This is a genomic window from Aquimarina litoralis, assembly GCF_039523995.1.
GTDB lineage: Bacteria > Bacteroidota > Bacteroidia > Flavobacteriales > Flavobacteriaceae > Aquimarina > Aquimarina litoralis.
In genome coordinates, this window is the sequence record NZ_BAAAGE010000001.1 from 696,554 (window position 1) to 715,795 (window position 19,242).

Below are 19,242 nucleotides of genomic sequence, written 5' to 3' on the forward strand. Positions count from 1 at the left end.
CTTATTCGTTTGGGCTATACTAGTTGTTTTTTAATAAATTTACCTCATCTTAAGAACAATACCTTCATTAAAATCAAAAATGAATATAAAAATTAGATTCATTTCCGAATTAATTAGGTTTTGTTAAGGAGTAGGGTTTCTTTTAAACGATGGTGAAAAATACAAAATGTTTCTCGAAAATACAGTAAATCATAAAGAGCAATTTGGTTGGATAGAGGTGATCTGCGGTTCGATGTTTTCGGGTAAGACCGAAGAATTGATCCGTAGACTAAAACGCGCACAATTTGCAAAACAAAAAGTAGAAATTTTTAAACCTGCAATAGATGTGCGTTATGATGACGAAATGGTGGTGTCTCATGATGCTAATGAAATTCGATCTACTCCTGTTCCCGCTGCAGCAAACATCAGAATTCTAGCAGACACCTGTGATGTGGTTGGTATAGACGAAGCTCAATTTTTTGATGATGAAATAGTAAGCGTTTGTAATGATCTTGCTAATAAAGGTATTCGAGTAATTGTAGCTGGATTAGATATGGATTTTAAAGGAAATCCTTTCGGACCAATGCCTGCTCTTATGGCAACTGCAGAGTATGTAACAAAAGTACACGCCGTTTGCACACGTACGGGAAATCTAGCCCAGTATAGTTACAGAAAATCCAAAAAGGATGATCTTGTACTGCTAGGAGAAACAGATGAGTATGAACCTTTAAGTCGTGCAGCATATTATAAAGCTTCTCTAAAAGAAAAAGTAAAAGGGATAGAGGTAACAGATCCGAAAGAATTAAATAAAAACTCAGAAAAACCAGATGAATAAGGTAAAAGAAACCGTTCTTGAAATTAATCTGGTTCATCTTACTCATAATTACAACTATCTAAAAAGTAAGCTACAGCCAGAGGTTAAATTATTAGCTGTTGTAAAAGCTGCTGGTTATGGAAGTGATGCTGTGATAATAGCGCGACATCTCGAAAAAATTGGAGTTGATTATTTCGCTGTTGCCTATGTTTCGGAAGGTATTGCTTTGCGCGAAGCTGGAATAAAAACACCAATTCTGGTATTACATCCTCAACCCGTAAATTTCGCTTCAGCAATAAAATACAATCTTGAACCAAATATATATAGCGCTCGAATTTTAAAAGAATTTATTAAAGTAGCTGAATCAGAAAATCAAAAAGGATATCCAGTGCACCTAAAATTTAACACTGGGTTAAACAGATTAGGCTTTTGGGAAAATGATGTTGATTATATTATGGATGCATTAGAAGCAACAGAATCTATTAAAATACAATCAATATTATCCCACCTTGCTGCCAGTGAAGATCATAACGAAAAAGAGTTTACCATTACTCAAATTAATTCATTTAAAAAAACATCTTCGGAAATTGTTAAAAGACTTGGCTATGAACCCATAGTACACCAATGTAATACTTCGGGAATATTAAACTATCCCGAAGCTCATTTTACAATGGTTCGTACAGGAATTGGTTTATACGGCTACGGAAATGAAGATATTTATGATCGCCATCTAAAACCTGTAGCTTCCTTAAAATCTGTTATTTCACAAATTCATACGTTGGAACCAGGAGAAACACTAGGATATAACAGAGCCTATACTTCTGACGGATATACTAAAACTGCTACCATTCCTTTAGGACATGCAGATGGTATTGGCAGACATTATGGAAACAAAAATGGGTTTTTTACCGTAAATGGACAAAAAGCATTTATTGTGGGTAATGTATGTATGGATATGATTATGATAGACATTACAGGTATAGATTGCAAAGAAGGAGATGAAGTGATCATCTTTGATCATACAGATACAGCAGCATCTATTGCCGAAAATGCTGGAACCATCTCTTATGAGTTACTTACAGCTATCTCTCCAAGAGTAAAACGTGTTGTTATCGACAATAATTGATCTTCGTCGAAAAAAAGCCTTTACAGACTATAATCAATACCAAATTTGTTTCTTAATTTTTGTTAAATTAGTAGCATACTAATTATCTAAACTAAATAAAATGGGATTTTTTAAGGATTTTAAATCTTTCTTACTAAAAGGAGATATCGTGTCATTAGCTACTGCTGTAGTAATTGGAGGAGCATTTAATAAAATTGTAGGTTCTGCCGTTGCTGATATCATTATGCCAATTGTTGGAATTATAACAGGAGGAACTGATTTTACGCAAAAATTCATCGCGTTAGATGGCGGAGAGTACGCTAATCTAGCAGCAGCTAAAGAAGCCGGAGCAGCTGTAATGACCTATGGAAATTTAATCCAAGCGATTATAAACTTCATTATAGTGGGTCTTTTTATCTTTATCGTTCTTAAAGCTTACGAAAAAAGCAAGAAAAAAGAGGAAGAAGCAGCACCGGCACCGGCAGGTCCTACTCAGGAAGAATTACTTGCTGAAATCAGAGATTTACTTAAAAAATAAATCATACTCTAAATTTGAATTATCTATAGCTACCGCTATACTACATATTCTAACTAAACCGCTCTCTAAAGGAGCGGTTCTTTTTACAAATTGTATATTATATAACAAATTGTTTAAATCAATATTATTTCAATAAAAACTATAATTCTATTATAAATAATCTACACCTTTGCTGGAATTAAAAAAAGACCGATTTTTGTGTCTCTAAAAGTCATTAATAAATAAAGCTGATGAAAGTAGCTGTTGTAGGTGCCACAGGTTTAGTAGGTACCGTAATGTTAAAAGTATTAGAAGAACGTAATTTTCCTGTATCGGAATTAATTCCTGTTGCCTCAGAAAGATCTGTAGGGAAAAAAATATCTTATAAAGATCAAGAATATACGGTTGTTGGCCTTGCCACTGCTGTAGAAATGAAACCTGATGTGGCTTTATTTTCTGCTGGAGGAAGTACTTCTTTAGAATGGGCTCCTAAATTTGCTGAAGCAGGAATTACCGTAATCGATAATTCTTCTGCTTGGAGAATGGATCCTACTAAAAAATTAGTGGTACCAGAAATTAATGCAAAAGATCTAACTAAAGACGATAAGATTATTGCTAATCCTAATTGTTCTACCATACAATTAGTAATGGCACTTGGTCCATTACACTCAAAATATGGAATCAAGCGTGCTATTATATCTACGTATCAGTCTATCACTGGTACTGGAGTAAAAGCCGTGCAGCAATTAGAAAATGAATATGCTGGCGAAAAAGGAGAAATGGCATATCCTTATCCAATTCATCGAAACGCAATTCCACATTGTGATGTGTTCCAGGAAAACGGTTATACTAAAGAAGAGATGAAGCTTGTGAATGAGACTCAAAAAATTCTTGATGACAGAACCATTGCTGTAACCGCAACTGCTATTCGTATCCCAGTGGTTGGCGGGCATAGCGAAAGTGTAAACCTTGAGTTTGAAAATGAATTTCAAGAAAGTGATATTCGTAAAATTTTAAATGATACCTCTGGCGTAACAGTACAAGACAACCCAGATACGAATACGTACCCAATGCCAATTTACGCAGAAGGAAAAAATGATGTTTTTGTTGGAAGAATTAGAAGAGATCACTCCAGAGAAAATGCTTTAAACATGTGGATTGTAGCGGATAACCTTAGAAAAGGAGCTGCTACTAATGCCGTTCAAATTGGAGAATATCTGGTAGAAAATGAATTAATAGGTTAAATAACCAACTATTTTTATAAAAAACCCTTGTTATGATTCTATAACAAGGGTTTTCTTTTTCTACTAATATAAGTCTCTTATTCTCTTACATTCGGAACATAAACATGTTCCCCAAAAAATAAAGCATTCAGGAATAAACGATCTGTTCCATACCATGATCCCCTGAAATTAGGATTATCTGCAAATAAAATTACTCTACCACTTCCTATACTACTTACCACAATAGAGGCAGAAGGTTTCAAATAATTCTCATAATTATTGCTAGAGATATACCCATCGATATGTGCATTCTCTGTGTATTTGGCTACCGTAGCATAAGGGTTCTTACTAGGAGCAATAAAAACCGAATTATTCTTGTAAACAGGAACTGATTTATTTCTATAACCAAAACCTAACGGATGCGTTATATCCAAATCAACTTCGAAAATAGCTCCTCCTACACGTTCTCTACCAATATTTTCACCTGCGTCTACATATGGCAATCGTTTTGTGATTTTTTGTTTAGCACTATCTTTTGCCTTTGTAGTAAGCACCTCACTCACCATTTTCTTATCGATTGCCCACTTAGAAGCATTCCCAATCGTGACCAAAGTATTTCCATAAGAAATCCACTCTTTTATCCTTTTTTGCTGAAGAGAATCTAACTGATGATATCTTCCAGAAACCATTACTAATGTATTATAATCTTTTAATGGCACTGAATTAAACATATTTAATTTTAACTTAGTAATAGGCATATGAACTCTTGTATCCAATAGATGCCATACTTCACCTGCTTCATAAGAATATACACCATCTCCAATTAGTAATAAGGCCTTTGGTGTATCCAATTTTCTAAAATTACCACTTCCTAAATCAATTCCTGAAGTACTAAATCCGGTTTCCGTACTATAGATGGGCACATTAAATTTTTCCTGAGCATTTTTTAAAATACGAAACACTTCATCTTTATTCTTTTTCTGTTTGCTTACTGGAATAAGAATACTTCCATAATTAAAACTCCTATTTCCTTCAGAAGTTTTGATGGTAAAAGGTTTAAAAGCTGATGCCACGAGTAATCCTTTAGACTGCATATAATATAAAGCTGCTGAGGCATTATAATCGTCCCAATCTAGAATATAAGCATAGTTCGATTTTGAAAAATTCGAAGTTTTTACAATTCCATCAGTACTCGTTACTTCAGCTCCAGTACGCAAGGATTTTACTCCTTTGTATTTTATATTGTAAAAATTAGCTAAACTCCAAGCGGAGGCATCATAAAAAACGCTATCTCTATATTTATTATAAGTTTCAAAAACAGTTTGCACCATTCTCTTTTGAGGTTGTTTTACAGGAACAACATATCGATCACCGCTCTTATATACCTTGATTTTATGAAGTAATAATTTATCTATAAAAGCTTTGTTTCTATTTTGATCATAAAGGTCTCCAAATTCATATCCCGCAAAACCATTTTGAGAACCTCCTACTTCCGAAGATTTAAAAAAGTCTTGCTGATATTTACGCAAGGTCGCTTTATTCTCTACCGCAGCTTTAATAGTTGCTATACTAGAAACGTACTGATTACGAATGGTGAAAGGAAAGGAAATGGTGCCATATTGGGTTTTCTGCAAATGACCTCTGGAACTTGCCTGTTCAAATAGCAAAGCTAAAGCACCTTGTAAATCTGGATATGAAGATCCATAACCGGGATATGTTCCATCAAATGCTTCTTTGGTAAAATAAAAAGATCCTATTCGATCCAAAGCACTAGAAAAATAAGGTGCAAATAGATTATTCAAATCTTCATAATTTTCTTTAGGCATTATGGGATCCAAAGAACCAATTGGCTTCATGGGTTCAAAAAAATAGGTGCTATTTGTACCCATCTCATGGAAATCAGTTACTACATTAGGATACCATTCATGATACCAAGTTAATTTTCCACGACTTTCTGGATGAATTCCTAACAACCAATCTCTATTAAGATCAAACCAATAATGATTAGTTCTTCCACGAGGCCAAGTTTCATTATGCTCTGCATCAAAAGGATCACTTACCAACGGTGACCCTTTAAACTGGTTCGCCCATTGTGTATGTCGATCGCGTCCATCCGGATTTATAGTCGGATCAATAAATACAATTGCATTCTCTAAATACGTTTGTACTTCTGGGCTATTAGATGCCACTAATGTATATGCTGTTAGTAATGCTGCTTCGCCTCCAGAGGGCTCATTACCATGAACATTATATCCCAATTGTATAAAAACTGGCACCTCATCATAATTAGTAGGATTATTTGTAGGTTTTGTAAAAGCTAAATGCTTTTTTTTAATATCCTCTAGGTTATTTAAGTTTTTTGGTTTGGAAATAGTGAGTATGATCAATTTTCTATTCTCATAAGTTTTCCCATAGGTTTGTATAGATGCCCGATCGGATAATTCCGCCAATTTGGTAAAATAGGCTAAAATTTGATCATGTCTGGTATGCTGATCTCCTATTGGGTATCCTAAAAACTCTTCGGGTGTAGGAATTTCAGATAAAAAAGGTGCTTGATCTTTCAAAAAATAGTCTTGCCCAAATGTGGGAAATAACACTAAAAAATAGATCAAAGAAGTAAGTACTAGAAGTTGTGTGAGCTTCATTATAGTAATATTAAAAATTAAGTTAATTAGTTCTTTCTCAGAAAGTGTAAGATATTTTTTTAGCTCCGGTTTACAACAACATTTGTAAGGTTTTTAACATTTCTCCTTCTAATACCTCAACTTAATCATAAATAAATACAACAATGAATACTAAAATAATTTTAGCCCTAAGAATATTATTAGGAGCTTTATTGATCATCTTTGGAAGTAATAAATTTATAGGCTTTTTACCAGATTTTGAATTTGCAAATCCAGAAGCTGGTGTTCTTTTTGGAGCATTAGCCAATAGTTATATTCTTAAAACTGTTGGACTCATAGAAATCCTAGTTGGTCTTTTATTAGTAAGCAAAAAAGCAGTGCCATTTGCTTTGGTACTAATGGCTCCAATCTCTGTAAATATTATATTATTTCATGCTACTTTGGATCCAGCAAATATAGGCCCTGGAGCATTTGTTTTTCTTGCGAATGCTTTTTTAATATATAAGAATTGGAATGCTTACAAAAGTATGTTCTAATCAACTACTTATAAACTTTTTACTAGTATAAAAGTAATTTTTTTCGTTTCTTAGAGGACGGAATTTTCCGACTGCTCTACTACAATGATCAACCGAGTTGCTAAACCCCAAAGCAACGCTTTAAATGTGTAATCACTATATGATCGTCGTTAGAGCAGTTTTTTTATATTTTATTTAGCACTTTTCGGGAATAAGTTTTAATAGTTTTGTGACTTGCCTACCCTGTTGTTTAAATACTATGTATATAGTATGAATTTATAAATTAGCTCATCATGAAAAAAACTCTTTTATTAGTTTGTTCGATTGTATCTTTACTTGGATGCAAAAACGAAACAAAAGAAGAAACTATCAAAACCACGATTGCATTGAATTATCCAGAAACTAAAAAAGTAGATACTGTAGATACGTATTTCGAAACAGAAGTTAAAGACCCTTACCGATGGTTAGAAGATGATAGAAGTAAAGAAACTGAAGATTGGGTTAGCGAGCAAAACAAAGTTACTTTTGGATATTTAGATAGTATTCCATTTAGGGATCAATTAAAAAAACGTCTTTCTAGTTTATGGAATTATGAAAAAGTAGGTGCCCCATTTAAAGAAGGTGATTATAGTTATTTTTATAAAAACGATGGTTTACAAAATCAATATGTGATCTATAGATTTAAAGAAGAAGGTGATACTCCTGAAGTTTTTTTAGATCCTAATACTTTTAGTAAAGATGGAACTACTTCCTTAGGAGGTATTAGTTTTTCTGAAAACGGGAAATTACTTGCTTATTCTATTTCTGAAGGTGGTAGTGATTGGAGAAAAGTCATCGTTAAAGATGTAGAAACCAAAGAAATTGTAGAAGACACTCTAGTTGATATCAAATTCTCAGGAATGTCATGGAAAGGAAATGAAGGTTTTTATTACTCTAGCTATGATAAACCCGAAGGAAGTGAGTTATCTGCTAAAACAGACCAACATAAAGTATACTATCATAAATTAGGAACTCCACAAAAAGAAGATCAACTCATATTTGGTGGAACACCAGAAGAAAAACACCGTTATATCGGTGGAAATGTTACTAAAGATAATCGTTATTTGATTATTTCTGCAAGTACATCTACATCTGGAAATAAGCTTTTTATAAAAGACCTTACGAAACCTAATAGTAAATTAGTTACTATTTTAGACAATACAGAAAGTGATACCTATATCATAGAAAATGTTGGATCTAAACTTTTTTTAGTAACCAATTTAAATGCACCTAACAAAAAAATTGTAACAGTTGATGCCGCTAATCCTACTCCAGAAAACTGGAAAGACTTTATTCCGGAAACAGAAAATGTATTAAGTCCTGGTAAGGGTGGTGGATATTTCTTTGCTGAATATATGGTAGATGCAGTATCTAAAGTTTTACAATATGATTATGAAGGCAAATTAGTTCGCGATGTTGAGCTGCCAGGTGTAGGAAGCGTTGGAGGGTTCGGAGCTAAAAAAGAAGAAAAAGAACTATATTATTCCTTTACGAATTATAAAACTCCATCAAGTATCTATAAATATAATATTGCCGAAGGTACTTCTGAGTTATACCGTAAACCTAAAATAGATTTTAACCCGGACAATTACGAAAGTAAACAAGTATTCTACAACTCTAAAGACGGCACTAAAGTTCCTATGATTATTACCTATAAAAAAGGAACAGAACTTACAGGAAAAAACCCAACCATTTTATATGGATATGGTGGTTTTAATATATCTCTTACTCCTTCCTTTAGTATTGCTAATGCAGTATGGATGGAGCAAGGCGGTATCTATGCGGTAGCAAATCTAAGAGGTGGTGGTGAATATGGTAAAAAATGGCATGTAGCCGGAACTAAAATGCAGAAACAAAATGTATTTGATGACTTTATTGCAGCTGCAGAATATCTTATCGAAAACAAATATACTTCTAGTGATTATCTAGCGATACGAGGAGGTTCTAACGGTGGATTATTAGTGGGAGCAACGATGACACAACGCCCAGATTTAATGAAAGTAGCTTTACCTGCTGTGGGAGTTCTAGATATGTTACGTTATCATACTTTTACTGCTGGTGCTGGTTGGGCGTATGATTATGGAACCGCAGAAGACGACAAACAAATGTTTGAATATCTAAAAGGATACTCTCCTGTACACAATGTAAAAGAAGGTGTATCCTATCCAGCAACAATGGTTACCACTGGAGATCATGATGATCGAGTAGTACCTGCACACTCATTTAAGTTTGCCGCAGAACTACAGGCTAAACAAAAGGGTTCGAATCCTACCTTGATCAGAATTGAAACCAATGCAGGTCATGGAGCAGGAACACCTGTAAAAAAGACCATAGAACAATATGCTGATATTTTTAGCTTTACGCTTTTTAATATGGGATATGAAGTTTTACCAGAACAAGTAAATGAAGAAGTAAAAGGATAAAACCTATAAATTATTCTCTATAAAAATAAAGAATCCGTTTTCTAAAAAGAAACGGATTTTTTTATTGAAGTTATTTATATTTGAAATAAACCATAAAAATTAGGGCAAAACACACCTTAAATGATTTTTTGGTGATTCCATCTGACAACCAAAAAAACAACACATATAAAACAGATGAAATATGCTAACAGTTGAAAACCTATCCTTTGCTTATGATACCGTTCCGGTGCTAAAAAATATTAGTTTTACCATCCAAAAAGGTCAGCATATTGCTCTTATCGGTGCTAGTGGTTGTGGAAAAAGTACTTTATTAAAAATTATCTATGGCCTTATGGATGTGGATGAGGGTACTCTTTTTTGGGATGATCAGCAAATTTTAGGTCCAGCATATAATTTAGTGCCAGGACAAGAAAACATGAAATTTCTTTCTCAAGGTTTCGAATTACAAGCCTTTAGAACCGTTGAAGAAAATATCGGCCAATATTTATCTAATTTCGAACCTGAACTAAAACGAGGACGAGTAAATGAACTGTTAGAAATTGTAGAGATGACTGCTTTTGCTAATACAAAAGTAGAAAACCTAAGTGGAGGTCAAAAACAAAGAGTCGCACTAGCTAAGGCGCTTGCCAATAGGCCCGAAGTATTATTACTAGATGAACCTTTTGGAAATATTGATAATTTTAGACGTAGTTCCCTAAGAAGAAATCTTTTTGCTTATCTAAAAAGAAATAAAATCACTAGTATCACCGCTACCCATGACAAAACGGATATCCTTTCCTTTGCAGAAGAAACCATCGTAATTCATAACGGTGAAATCATTGAAAAAGGAAATACACTAGATATCTATAACAATCCTAAAAACTACTATATCGCATCACTTTTTGGTGAGGTAAACGAATTACCTATCCAAAGTGTACTTCCAGAAAAACAAGACTCCGGCATCTTACTTTTCTATCCGCATGAATTACAGATTATCGATAACGCTATTCTTACAGCAAGAGTAAAGAAGTCATATTTTAACGGAAATCATTATCTAATCGAAGCTGTTTTTAAGAACAGCATCATTTTTATTGAACATCCTAAATTCATAGAAAATTCTAAGGAGATTGGCATACAAATTTCAGCAGAAATTGTGGATGCCAGACTTCAAATGTAAATAGCCTATAAACTCCTATAAGCAACACCCACTAATTCATCCTTTACGGATTCTATTTTTCGCATCTTAGATTCATAAGGTTACAGTATCTTTAAAATTGGTCGAATTTATATTTCTTCCGAATAATTATTGTTACCTTATAATAACCTATACTTTTAAAACCAATAACTATGAAACGTAAACTATTAATTTTAAAAATATTAGCATTCCTATTTGTTGCTAATAGTACCAATGCTCAGCAAAATGTACCAGATACCGGTTGTACTGGTCAGGACACCTATGATCAAGGAGTAAGAATAGTTCCTAATGCAAATTCATGGAAGGATAGTTATCAGGCAAATGGCTTTTGTTTCTGTAAATCTTCCTTTGATCACGGCGTAGGTAATTTCAAAATTACTATCAATGGACAAGGCAGAAATATCAAAGATATCTGTGATGAGCTTAAGAAACATCCTTTTTATAGAGATCTTGCCAATGGAGACCCTAGATATAATACCATACAATGTGGTAATGAACCGGGGCATGATGATGCGATTACTATACAAGGTAAGAGAATTAAAGATGAAAAAGTATGTCCTGGTCGTGTAGATCAAGGGAGTCAAGGTTGCCAATGTAAAGGTCCAAAATTTGATATGGAATGGTTGCGTTCCAGACCTAGATTTGGTGGTGGTGGAGACGGAGACAATACTGGTCCAAGTGTTTCTTTTAGTACTCCTGCAAGCAATGCTTCTTTTACAGCTCCAGCTACCTTACAAGTAATTGTCGTAGCTACAGATAGTGATGGAGTGAGCAATGTACGTCTGTATTTAAATAACTCTTTTATCAGACAAGAAAACGTAAGTCCTTATACTTGGAATAATAACAACCAAGATAATGCACTTAAGAATTTATCGGCAGGAACATATACACTAAAGGCCGAGGCCACAGATGCTAAAGGTGCAAAAACTACTGAAACGCTAACCTTTACCGTAGGTGATGACAATGGTGGTGGATCTAATGATGATGTTGTTTCCATTTTAGGACAAACCATCAACAAATATGTCAGTTCAGAAAACGGTAGTGCCTCTATGAATTGTAATAGAAACTCAGTAGGAACTTTAGAGCAATTCATTATGGAACCAGCAGCAAACGGAACTGTAAGTTTTAAAGGAAATAATGGAAAATATGTTAGTTCTGAAAATGGTGGTAAACCGATGAACTGTAATAGAAATGCCGTGGGATCTTGGGAACGATTTACTTTGGAATCCTTGGGAGGAAATGTATATGCCATTAAAGGAAATAATGGAAAATATGTAAGCCATGAAAATGGTAATAAAGCTATGAATTGCAATAGAAATGCCGTCGGTACTTGGGAACGATTTGTTATAGAAGGAGTAAGTGCTTCTAGAATACGAGAAATCACGAAAAATAGTGAAGCTAGTTATTCGGTGGATATTTATCCACTTCCTATACAATCTGATAATATAACACTTAACATCTCGTTATCTAAAAAAGTAAGTACTGCTAGCGCAGAAATTATAGATCTTAAAGGAAATCGCATTGCTTCAAAAAATCTGGGAAGTATAGCTTCTGGAACAAAATCGATAGAGATGAACGACCTTAATACATCCAAATTATCAACAGGATTGTATATACTAAAAGTACGACTAGATAATACTGTAATTACTAAAAAGATAGCAAGGCAATAGTATTTCCTTGAACTTCTACCCTACAAAGCGGATAGTCACTTTATGATTATTCGCTTTTTTATTGCATCTAAACTCTGCAGACTATTCGGGTAAGGTATACTTTTCTAACTCCATTTCATTACCATCAAAAACAGCATAGGTATAATGTATAATCCAATCCCCTAAATTGGTATATTTCGAATTGTCTTTAAGATCAATCTCCATAGGAAGATGTCTATGACCAAAAACAAAATGATCTGTATGTTTTGTTTCCAACTTTCGCTTACAATACTGCACTAACCATTCATTGTCTTCTCCTAGAAAAGTAACGTCATCATCTCCAGAAATTAATTTATTTTTTACCGAAAGATATTGTGCTAATCGCACACCCAAATCTGGATGTAACCATCTAAAGAACCACTTGGCTACAGGATTTGTAAACACTTTTTTCATTCGTTTGTATCCTTTATCGCCTGGACCAAGTCCATCTCCATGACCGATTAAAAAAGTAGTGCTGTTAAAGCTAAATTCTTGTGGTTGATGATATACGGGAATATTTAATTCTTCCTCGAAATATCCATTCATCCATAGATCGTGATTGCCTACAAAATAGTACACCGGAATTCCTGCATCAGTAATCTCGGCGAGCTTACCTAAAGTTCTGGTAAATCCTTTAGGTATTACTGTTTTATATTCGAACCAAAAATCGAAAAGATCTCCTAATAAAAAAATAGCAGCAGCATCTTTCTTTACCTCATCCAACCATCGTACAAAATTTTGCTCTCTCGGAAAGCTTTTCTCCTTTGTGGGAGCTCCCAAATGATTATCTGATGCAAAATATATTTTCTTACCTTCCGGTAAACTTATCTTTTTCATTAGTTTCTATAGATACTATAAGGTGAAAAATATTCCTTATTCGTCATTATCTGATGCATACCACTCTGCATAAGAAGTTTCAGTTTCTTGAAGTTTTAAGGAGTGTAACTTTATATTTTCAGGAAGTTTAGCTTTTATTTTAGCCGCAAAATCGATGATCATGTTTTCGGTAGATGGTTGATAATCCACCAAAATAACATGATGTCCTCTTCTTTTTAACTCTTGAGCTAATTCTAAGTGCGGGGTGTTTTTATTAAAAATAGTAGCATGATCAAATACATCTTCGATATCCTTCTTTACTATTCTCTTTAGATCTCCAAAATCCATAACCATTCCTAACTTTACATGAGATGTATCTGTAATGGGTTCTCCTATAACGGTTACACTTAACTTGTAACTATGCCCATGTAGGTTTTTACATTTACCATCATATCCATACAACGCATGCCCTGCTTCGAAAGTAAACTTCTTGGTAATTCTAATCTTACTCATTTTTTGATCTAACTTTTTTGCAAAGTTAGTGAAGATTATTTTCTATTCTATTTTAAAACGTAAATTAAGAGCTATTTGCTAGTGATTGTTTGTAAATGTCCTGTACCCCAATTTGCCATTTCATTGAGTACAGGAGATAAACTTTTACCATAATCAGATAAACGATACTCTACACGTGGAGGAACTTCGGGATATATTTTCCGTATAATTATACCATCCGTTTCCAACTCTCGTAATTGCTGGGTCAACATTTTCTGAGTAATCGTTCCCAATCTTTTCTTTAATTGACCAAAACGCAATATTTCGTTGTTTTGTAATTCCCATAAAATACCAGGCTTCCATTTACCTCCAATAACGCTAAGTGTTGTCATTACCGGACATTTAATTGGACCTTCGCATTCTTTTTCTGATAAAAAACTCATAAAATTTTATTTTGAAAATACTGATAATCAATATTAGTATATAAAAAGAAACTACTGCACTTTTATGTACCTACTTGCACTAAGATACTAATGTATTTACCTTGTTACAAAAAAGATCATCATTATGTCAACTTATTTTATTACCGGTGCTACAGGTACTATAGGAAGAGAAGTAGTAAACAACCTACTTACTAAAAAGGAACAGGTAATTGCAGGTACACGAAATACTCAAAAAGTCCAAGACGTTTTTGAAAATTCGGTTACCGGAGTATACTTTGATTACGAGGATAAAACATCCTATCAAGAAGTTTTACAGTCAGATGGAATCTTCTTATTAGGTCCTCCATTAAATCCTGGGCTTTATGAATTACTAGAACCTTTTGTGGATTATTTACAAGAAAATTATAAAGGAAGACTCATATACTTATCGGGAAACGGTATGGAAAATCTTGAAGAATTACCTTTTCACAAAAAAATGGAAGAAAAATTAAGAAACTCTTCTTTACAGTGGAATATCGTACGTCCTGGATTTTTTATGCAGAATTTCGGTAACTATGAGCGAGAGAATATACAAGATCGTAACATTATCTTTTCTCCTGCTGGAGAAGGAAAATCATCCTTTGTTTCTTCGAAAGATGTAGGAAATGCTATTGCCAAATTACTTACAGATCAGAACAGAATCAAAGAAACTCATGTACTAACAGGAGCAAAAGCATATTCTCATTTTGATGTGGCCTCTATGCTAAGTAATCTATTAGGAAGAGAAATTACCTATCCTAATCCTGATGAAAACACTTATAAACAGGTATTAAAAGAATCTGGTGCTCCAGATTTTATTGCAGATTATATGATTCCAGTTTATGGTATGATTAAACAAGGAAAAGTAAGCGAAGTAACAACAGCTATAAAGGATCTCACAGGGCAAGAACCGGAAAGTTTAGAAGAAGTTTTAAAAAGAGATTTCTTATAAATAACCAGATATATCAGGCTGTCTAAAAAGTATTGAAAACACGTATTGTCAGTCTGAGCCTGTCGAAGACAAATTGAAAATCAACTGATTAAAAACTTCGACAAGCTCAGTTTGACATTATAAAGTTACTTTTTAGACAGCCTTATCTTCTCCTTCTTTTATTGTAGAAATAAACGACTACTAAGATGATTCCCATAATTATAAATAATCCGTTCCCTCCTAAAAAATTAAGTATTTCCATTTATTATTTTTTAAACTTATGTAAAGCGTTTTTGGTAAACTCAGACAATACCAATTCTCCAGAAACAGCAGCTCTTTCTATCAACAGATCACTCCAATGATCTGTTCCTACCCAGGTTACTTTTTTCATTTGCTGTGTAGCTTGTGGATTATAGCTCGCTAATTTTTCGGCAAATAGTTGTATTTCCTTATCTAGTTCTCCAATCGTTTCGAAAACTCTGGTAAACAATCCACGTTCTTTGGCCCAATAGGCATTTTTCCATTGAGATGCGTCCCAAGCCAAAGCTTCAAAAGCTGCCAATCCTATTTTTCTGGATACCGCAGGTTCAATCACAAAAGGACCAATACCTATGGTTAGTTCGCTTAATTTAATAGCAGCTGCTTCTGTAGCCATGCAGTAATCACAAGCCGCAGCCAATCCTACTCCTCCTCCAACTGTTTTGCCTTGTATTCTACCTATGATCGGTTGCTTGCACCTTCTCATCGCATTAATTACATTGGCAAATCCAGAAAAAAACTGTTTCCCTTCTTCTAGATTGGTAATGGCAATCAATTCATCAAAAGAAGCCCCCGCACAAAAGGCACGTTCTCCTTCTGATTTTAGGATAATCACATGTACAGATGCATCATTGGATAAGGTATCAAATGCTTTGGTTAATCGCTCTAATAATTCTGATGGAAACGAATTGCTAGATGGATGTCCAAACTCTATGGTAGCAATATGGTTTTCGGTATGTGTATACAAACTTCCATTAGTTCGTGTAGTAGTCATTCGGTTTTGATTTTTGATAAAAATAGGTAATATTCCTGATTCATATCATTTTGATCAATTCTTTTGTTTTTATTACAACCCTTTTCTTCACTTCTTCTAACTCCAAAATAACTTTTAAGAAAAAAGTCGCGTTAGGAATTGTAATGAAAAGCCCGACCCGATAGGGTAACGCCCAATCACAACACAAGACTATTCTTACAAAACCCGTAGTTCTACTTATTTATGTTTTCTGCATCATACAGTACTTTTAATTCATGGAAAAAAAGTATCTGGTAAAGTTTAGGTGGGTTGCTATACTGATCTGTTTGTATGTGGTTATTGTAATGGCTATTTTAAAATTCGCATTTAGCTAGTGGCCAAAGGGTAGTACTTTCGTCTAAACTTAATCAATAATGCCAATCCTCGTATAAACATCCATACTGTAATGGCGATCCATACACCATGGAGTTTCCAATCCATATACCTGGCAATCATAAGAGTAGGTATAAATCCTAAAAAAGTAGACCCTAATAGTACATTTCTTAAGAAACCTGTTTCACCCATTCCTTTAAATATTCCATCACCGACAAAGGCTACTGCATTAATTGGCAGGGCGATAACTACAAGGTAGAAGAAGCTTTTAAAAATAGTGATTACTTCTGGATCTTTGGTAAAAATAAGCCCTAACCGCTCTGGAATGAGTACGGCTACGCCCCCTAATATACTAGCAACGATAATTCCATACAGATTTACTTTTTTGGACATGGCAATCAGGTTTTTGTAATCCTTTGCTCCCAATAATCTTCCGCCCAATATATTACCTGCACCGCCATAGCCATCAATGAAAAAAGCGAAAAACAACCACAATTGTATAGCAATACTATGTGCTGCAATATAATTGGTTCCAATACTAGTTGCTTCTCTGGCTGCCAGAATTATGGTGGTGTTTAGCGCAAAAGAACGAATGAACAAATTAAAACTCATGATCATAAATCGTTTCATCTCGGGATGCCATAGTTTTTCTAATCGTAAGGAAACGTCAGTTTTCTTCAATAACAAAATCAGAGATAAAATGGCCATAAGTACCTGAGAACATAAACTGGCCCATGCTGCTCCTTCTAAATACATAGGTTCTAAAATTCCTTCGATTCCATAGACCAAAACAATATCGAATATGATATTGGCAACCACTCCTATTAAGGCAATGATCATAGGCCAAAATGTATTTTGTAATCCTCTGAATATCCCGAAAATCGCAAAAATAAATAAGGTAAGTGGAAATCCCCAAACCCTAATTCTGTAATATGAAATACAATAATCGAGCACTACACCTTCTGCTTTGAGGAGTATAAAAATCTCTTTGATAAAAGGAACCGTGGCTAATAAAATTGCAATACTCAATCCTATATTAAAAAGGATTGCTTGCGCTGGTAATGTTTTAACTTCATCTAATTTTCCTGCTCCAAGATATTGAGAAATAATAGCTGAAATCACTGCTCTGGTTTGTGCCAATATCCAAATAAGTGCGGATAAAAATGATCCTACGATACCTACTGCAGCGAGTGATTCTGTGCCATGTACTGGAATATTACCCACAATAGCAGTATCCGTAGCGGATAATACAGGCTCTGCGATTCCTGCGATAATCGCCGGAACGGCAAGTTTATTAATATTTTTAAAACTTATGATACTACTCACAATACCAATTCATAACAATAAAAAGGATGCTCACTTTGCTTAGGAAAAAATATATTCCCTAATCGCTGATATCCTCGGATTTCATAAAACTTGTGATTTCTTTTGTTCTGGCTAAATGTATCTAAGCGTACCGATGCATACTTCTTTTCTTTTGCCTGAGTTTCTGCCCAATTCATTAACTGCTGAGCATATCCATTACCCCAATAATCCGGATGTACTGCTAATCTATGGACATATAGGCTATTCTCATTTTCTGTTAACCACTGTATAGGAATATACTCATCGTCCATCAGCTCTGTAAGTACAATGATACCTTTGACATGACCTTCTTCGAGAACATACAATTCCTCTAATTCAATATCTTTTTCGAAACGTGATCGGGTAGGATAGTGTTCGTTCCATTGATAAATTCCTTTGGCAATCATTGCTTTAGCACAAGCTTGTGTTAACTTGTGAATCGCATCTAAGTCTGAAGGTGTCGCTTTACGAATCATAATTTTTATCAAGTGGCAAAAATACAAACTATTCTCTCGAAGAGAAGGTTTTAGAAGGCAGCATAATTTATTTTAAAGAAACTTTAAGAAAAGAAATAACAATTAGCTGTGCTATCTATAGACAAAAAAGCCTTTTAACTCATCAAAAGTTGTAATTTTGCTCCCTAGAACACAAATCAGGCTTAGTAATGAAAAACATCCTAGTCCCATTAGGGTTATCCAAAGATTCTGTAAGTATTGCACGATTACAATATGCAATTGATTTTGCAAAAGAGTTAGGCGGAACGGTATATGCAGTACAAGTATTTAAGGAGTTACCAAGATCTGGTAGTCTTCCTTCGGTAAATGAGACGCTAAAAGATATTTCGGCAACTACAATTGAAGAAAAACTAGCACAGGTAGACAAAAAAGGTGTTACTGTTACTGCACTTCCGCTAGAAGGAGATTTATTAGAAGCCATTCCAGAATTTAATCTAAAACATTCTATTGATTTGATTGTGTTAGGTGCGGAGAGTGATGATATTAAAATGCCTTATTTTTTGGGCGAGACTTCCGGGAGTTTGGTTAAGAAAACAGAAATTCCGGTATTGATCATTCCTGAAAATTATGAGTTCAAGCCGATTTCTAAAATATTAATGGCTATTAAGTCTGGTGTTATCAAAAAAGAAACAACTTTAAATCCCATTAAAGAGATTCTAAGTACGTTTAATGCTGACATCAAATTGTTGCAGGTTAAAACGGCAGAGTATTTACCAGAAGATTCGGAATTTCAGAAAGATTTAGCAGCGCTGATAAGTTCATATAAATCATCCGAAAATGGTACTTTATTCCAAGGGGTTTTAGAACACCTTAATGAAAACAATCCTGATTTACTTTGTGTTTTGCGACGTAATAGAGGATTTTTTGGAAAGCTTTGGGAGGATAACAAAGTGCTGAAAAAAGATTTTGAAAGTAGGATTCCGTTGTTAGTCCTGAAAGGAGCTTACTAGAAAGATTTGGGGATGTAGCTTCCTCCTCCGCTACGCTGTGGCGGACAAGCGCTTCGCTCCATCATATTAACAATTTTGGGGATGTAGCTCAGCTGGCTAGAGTGCTTGACTGGCAGTCAAGAGGTCGTGGGTTCGAGTCCCATCTTCTCCACAGATGTATAAAAGCCTGCATAATATGTGCAGGCTTTTTTGTTTTCTAACCAAGGGAATTTTTGCTTGTATTAATACCTTTTCATATAAGAACTGGT

Annotated in this window: 17 protein-coding genes and 1 tRNA gene; 11 read left to right on the forward strand and 7 right to left on the reverse strand. The window is 34.3% G+C overall.

Going from position 1 to position 19,242, the window contains the following annotated elements; genetic code table 11:
• Positions 1 to 166: 166 nt before the first annotated feature.
• The 4 genes from ABD077_RS02725 (at position 167) to ABD077_RS02740 (ending at position 3,659) form a co-directional block, all read left to right on the forward strand.
• Positions 167 to 814: a thymidine kinase gene (locus tag ABD077_RS02725; RefSeq protein ID WP_299604725.1), complete on the forward strand. Its 648-nt coding sequence runs from the start codon at positions 167 to 169 to the stop codon at positions 812 to 814.
• Positions 807 to 1,919 (forward strand): alanine racemase, encoded by a 1,113-nt coding sequence (gene alr / locus ABD077_RS02730; RefSeq protein ID WP_343910253.1) that lies wholly within the window; start codon positions 807 to 809, stop codon positions 1,917 to 1,919. Before ABD077_RS02725 ends, alr begins: the two co-directional genes overlap by 8 nt.
• A gap of 100 nt (positions 1,920 to 2,019) precedes the next feature.
• A complete protein-coding gene (gene mscL / locus ABD077_RS02735) occupies positions 2,020 to 2,436 on the forward strand; it encodes a large conductance mechanosensitive channel protein MscL (protein WP_299604719.1) in 417 nt (138 codons plus the stop codon).
• 230 nt (positions 2,437 to 2,666) lie between these two features.
• Positions 2,667 to 3,659, forward strand: a complete 993-nt coding sequence (locus ABD077_RS02740) for an aspartate-semialdehyde dehydrogenase (RefSeq protein WP_343910255.1) — start codon at positions 2,667 to 2,669, stop codon at positions 3,657 to 3,659.
• Positions 3,660 to 3,736: 77 nt separating this feature from the next.
• Here the strand turns inward: ABD077_RS02740 and ABD077_RS02745 are convergent, their stop codons facing one another.
• Positions 3,737 to 6,283 (reverse strand): M14 metallopeptidase family protein, encoded by a 2,547-nt coding sequence (locus ABD077_RS02745; protein ID WP_343910257.1) that lies wholly within the window; start codon positions 6,281 to 6,283, stop codon positions 3,737 to 3,739.
• Positions 6,284 to 6,426: 143 nt separating this feature from the next.
• Between ABD077_RS02745 and ABD077_RS02750 the strand changes: the two genes are divergently transcribed.
• The 4 genes from ABD077_RS02750 to ABD077_RS02765 all read left to right on the forward strand — a co-directional run bounded on the left by ABD077_RS02750 (position 6,427) and on the right by ABD077_RS02765 (position 12,083).
• Positions 6,427 to 6,798: a DoxX family protein gene (locus tag ABD077_RS02750; protein ID WP_299604710.1), complete on the forward strand. Its 372-nt coding sequence runs from the start codon at positions 6,427 to 6,429 to the stop codon at positions 6,796 to 6,798.
• Between the two features lie 272 nt (positions 6,799 to 7,070).
• Positions 7,071 to 9,239: a prolyl oligopeptidase family serine peptidase gene (locus ABD077_RS02755; protein WP_343910259.1), complete on the forward strand. Its 2,169-nt coding sequence runs from the start codon at positions 7,071 to 7,073 to the stop codon at positions 9,237 to 9,239.
• A gap of 181 nt (positions 9,240 to 9,420) precedes the next feature.
• The gene (locus ABD077_RS02760) at positions 9,421 to 10,395 is read left to right on the forward strand and encodes an ABC transporter ATP-binding protein (RefSeq protein WP_343910261.1); all 975 of its coding nucleotides are present in this window, start codon (positions 9,421 to 9,423) and stop codon (positions 10,393 to 10,395) included.
• Positions 10,396 to 10,565: 170 nt separating this feature from the next.
• Positions 10,566 to 12,083 (forward strand): Ig-like domain-containing protein, encoded by a 1,518-nt coding sequence (locus ABD077_RS02765; protein ID WP_343910262.1) that lies wholly within the window; start codon positions 10,566 to 10,568, stop codon positions 12,081 to 12,083.
• 81 nt (positions 12,084 to 12,164) lie between these two features.
• On the opposite strand, the gene ABD077_RS02770 is transcribed toward ABD077_RS02765, so the two are convergent.
• The 3 genes from ABD077_RS02770 to ABD077_RS02780 form a co-directional block, all read right to left on the reverse strand.
• A complete protein-coding gene (locus ABD077_RS02770) occupies positions 12,165 to 12,929 on the reverse strand; it encodes a UDP-2,3-diacylglucosamine diphosphatase (RefSeq protein WP_343911964.1) in 765 nt (254 codons plus the stop codon).
• A gap of 45 nt (positions 12,930 to 12,974) precedes the next feature.
• Positions 12,975 to 13,430, reverse strand: coding sequence for a 6-pyruvoyl trahydropterin synthase family protein (locus tag ABD077_RS02775; protein ID WP_343910264.1), 456 nt, complete (start codon positions 13,428 to 13,430; stop codon positions 12,975 to 12,977).
• Positions 13,431 to 13,501: 71 nt separating this feature from the next.
• Positions 13,502 to 13,852: a winged helix-turn-helix transcriptional regulator gene (locus ABD077_RS02780; protein WP_343910266.1), complete on the reverse strand. Its 351-nt coding sequence runs from the start codon at positions 13,850 to 13,852 to the stop codon at positions 13,502 to 13,504.
• Positions 13,853 to 13,976: 124 nt separating this feature from the next.
• On the opposite strand from ABD077_RS02780, the gene ABD077_RS02785 reads away from it, so the two are divergent.
• The gene (locus tag ABD077_RS02785) at positions 13,977 to 14,822 is read left to right on the forward strand and encodes an NmrA family NAD(P)-binding protein (protein ID WP_343910268.1); all 846 of its coding nucleotides are present in this window, start codon (positions 13,977 to 13,979) and stop codon (positions 14,820 to 14,822) included.
• Positions 14,823 to 15,066: 244 nt separating this feature from the next.
• Here ABD077_RS02785 and ABD077_RS02790 read toward each other — a convergent pair whose 3' ends face one another.
• From ABD077_RS02790 to ABD077_RS02800, 3 genes are all read right to left on the reverse strand, one after another.
• On the reverse strand, positions 15,067 to 15,834 hold the full coding sequence (locus tag ABD077_RS02790) for an enoyl-CoA hydratase/isomerase family protein (protein ID WP_343910270.1): 768 nt from the start codon (positions 15,832 to 15,834) through the stop codon (positions 15,067 to 15,069).
• A 345-nt stretch (positions 15,835 to 16,179) separates the two neighbouring features.
• On the reverse strand, positions 16,180 to 17,511 hold the full coding sequence (locus ABD077_RS02795) for an MATE family efflux transporter (RefSeq protein WP_299609982.1): 1,332 nt from the start codon (positions 17,509 to 17,511) through the stop codon (positions 16,180 to 16,182).
• On the reverse strand, positions 17,508 to 18,005 hold the full coding sequence (locus tag ABD077_RS02800) for a GNAT family N-acetyltransferase (RefSeq protein WP_343910273.1): 498 nt from the start codon (positions 18,003 to 18,005) through the stop codon (positions 17,508 to 17,510). The genes ABD077_RS02795 and ABD077_RS02800 overlap by 4 nt, the downstream gene beginning before the upstream one ends.
• A gap of 188 nt (positions 18,006 to 18,193) precedes the next feature.
• Between ABD077_RS02800 and ABD077_RS02805 the strand changes: the two genes are divergently transcribed.
• Entirely contained in the window at positions 18,194 to 18,994 is an 801-nt protein-coding gene (locus tag ABD077_RS02805) for a universal stress protein (RefSeq protein ID WP_343910275.1), read from the forward strand.
• A 77-nt stretch (positions 18,995 to 19,071) separates the two neighbouring features.
• Positions 19,072 to 19,145 (forward strand) — tRNA-Ala (locus ABD077_RS02810).
• The last annotated feature ends 97 nt before the right edge of the window (positions 19,146 to 19,242 follow it).

Coding starts and splice junctions, on each gene's coding strand:
- ABD077_RS02800 (WP_343910273.1), bottom strand. CDS start 18,005: ATGATTCGTAAAGCGACACCTTCAGACTTAGATGCGATTCACAAGTTA.
- alr (WP_343910253.1), top strand. CDS start 807: ATGAATAAGGTAAAAGAAACCGTTCTTGAAATTAATCTGGTTCATCTT.
- ABD077_RS02745 (WP_343910257.1), bottom strand. CDS start 6,283: ATGAAGCTCACACAACTTCTAGTACTTACTTCTTTGATCTATTTTTTA.
- ABD077_RS02725 (WP_299604725.1), top strand. CDS start 167: ATGTTTCTCGAAAATACAGTAAATCATAAAGAGCAATTTGGTTGGATA.
- ABD077_RS02785 (WP_343910268.1), top strand. CDS start 13,977: ATGTCAACTTATTTTATTACCGGTGCTACAGGTACTATAGGAAGAGAA.
- ABD077_RS02780 (WP_343910266.1), bottom strand. CDS start 13,852: ATGAGTTTTTTATCAGAAAAAGAATGCGAAGGTCCAATTAAATGTCCG.
- ABD077_RS02750 (WP_299604710.1), top strand. CDS start 6,427: ATGAATACTAAAATAATTTTAGCCCTAAGAATATTATTAGGAGCTTTA.
- mscL (WP_299604719.1), top strand. CDS start 2,020: ATGGGATTTTTTAAGGATTTTAAATCTTTCTTACTAAAAGGAGATATC.
- ABD077_RS02805 (WP_343910275.1), top strand. CDS start 18,194: ATGAAAAACATCCTAGTCCCATTAGGGTTATCCAAAGATTCTGTAAGT.
- ABD077_RS02740 (WP_343910255.1), top strand. CDS start 2,667: ATGAAAGTAGCTGTTGTAGGTGCCACAGGTTTAGTAGGTACCGTAATG.
- ABD077_RS02790 (WP_343910270.1), bottom strand. CDS start 15,834: ATGACTACTACACGAACTAATGGAAGTTTGTATACACATACCGAAAAC.
- ABD077_RS02760 (WP_343910261.1), top strand. CDS start 9,421: ATGCTAACAGTTGAAAACCTATCCTTTGCTTATGATACCGTTCCGGTG.
- ABD077_RS02755 (WP_343910259.1), top strand. CDS start 7,071: ATGAAAAAAACTCTTTTATTAGTTTGTTCGATTGTATCTTTACTTGGA.
- ABD077_RS02765 (WP_343910262.1), top strand. CDS start 10,566: ATGAAACGTAAACTATTAATTTTAAAAATATTAGCATTCCTATTTGTT.
- ABD077_RS02775 (WP_343910264.1), bottom strand. CDS start 13,430: ATGAGTAAGATTAGAATTACCAAGAAGTTTACTTTCGAAGCAGGGCAT.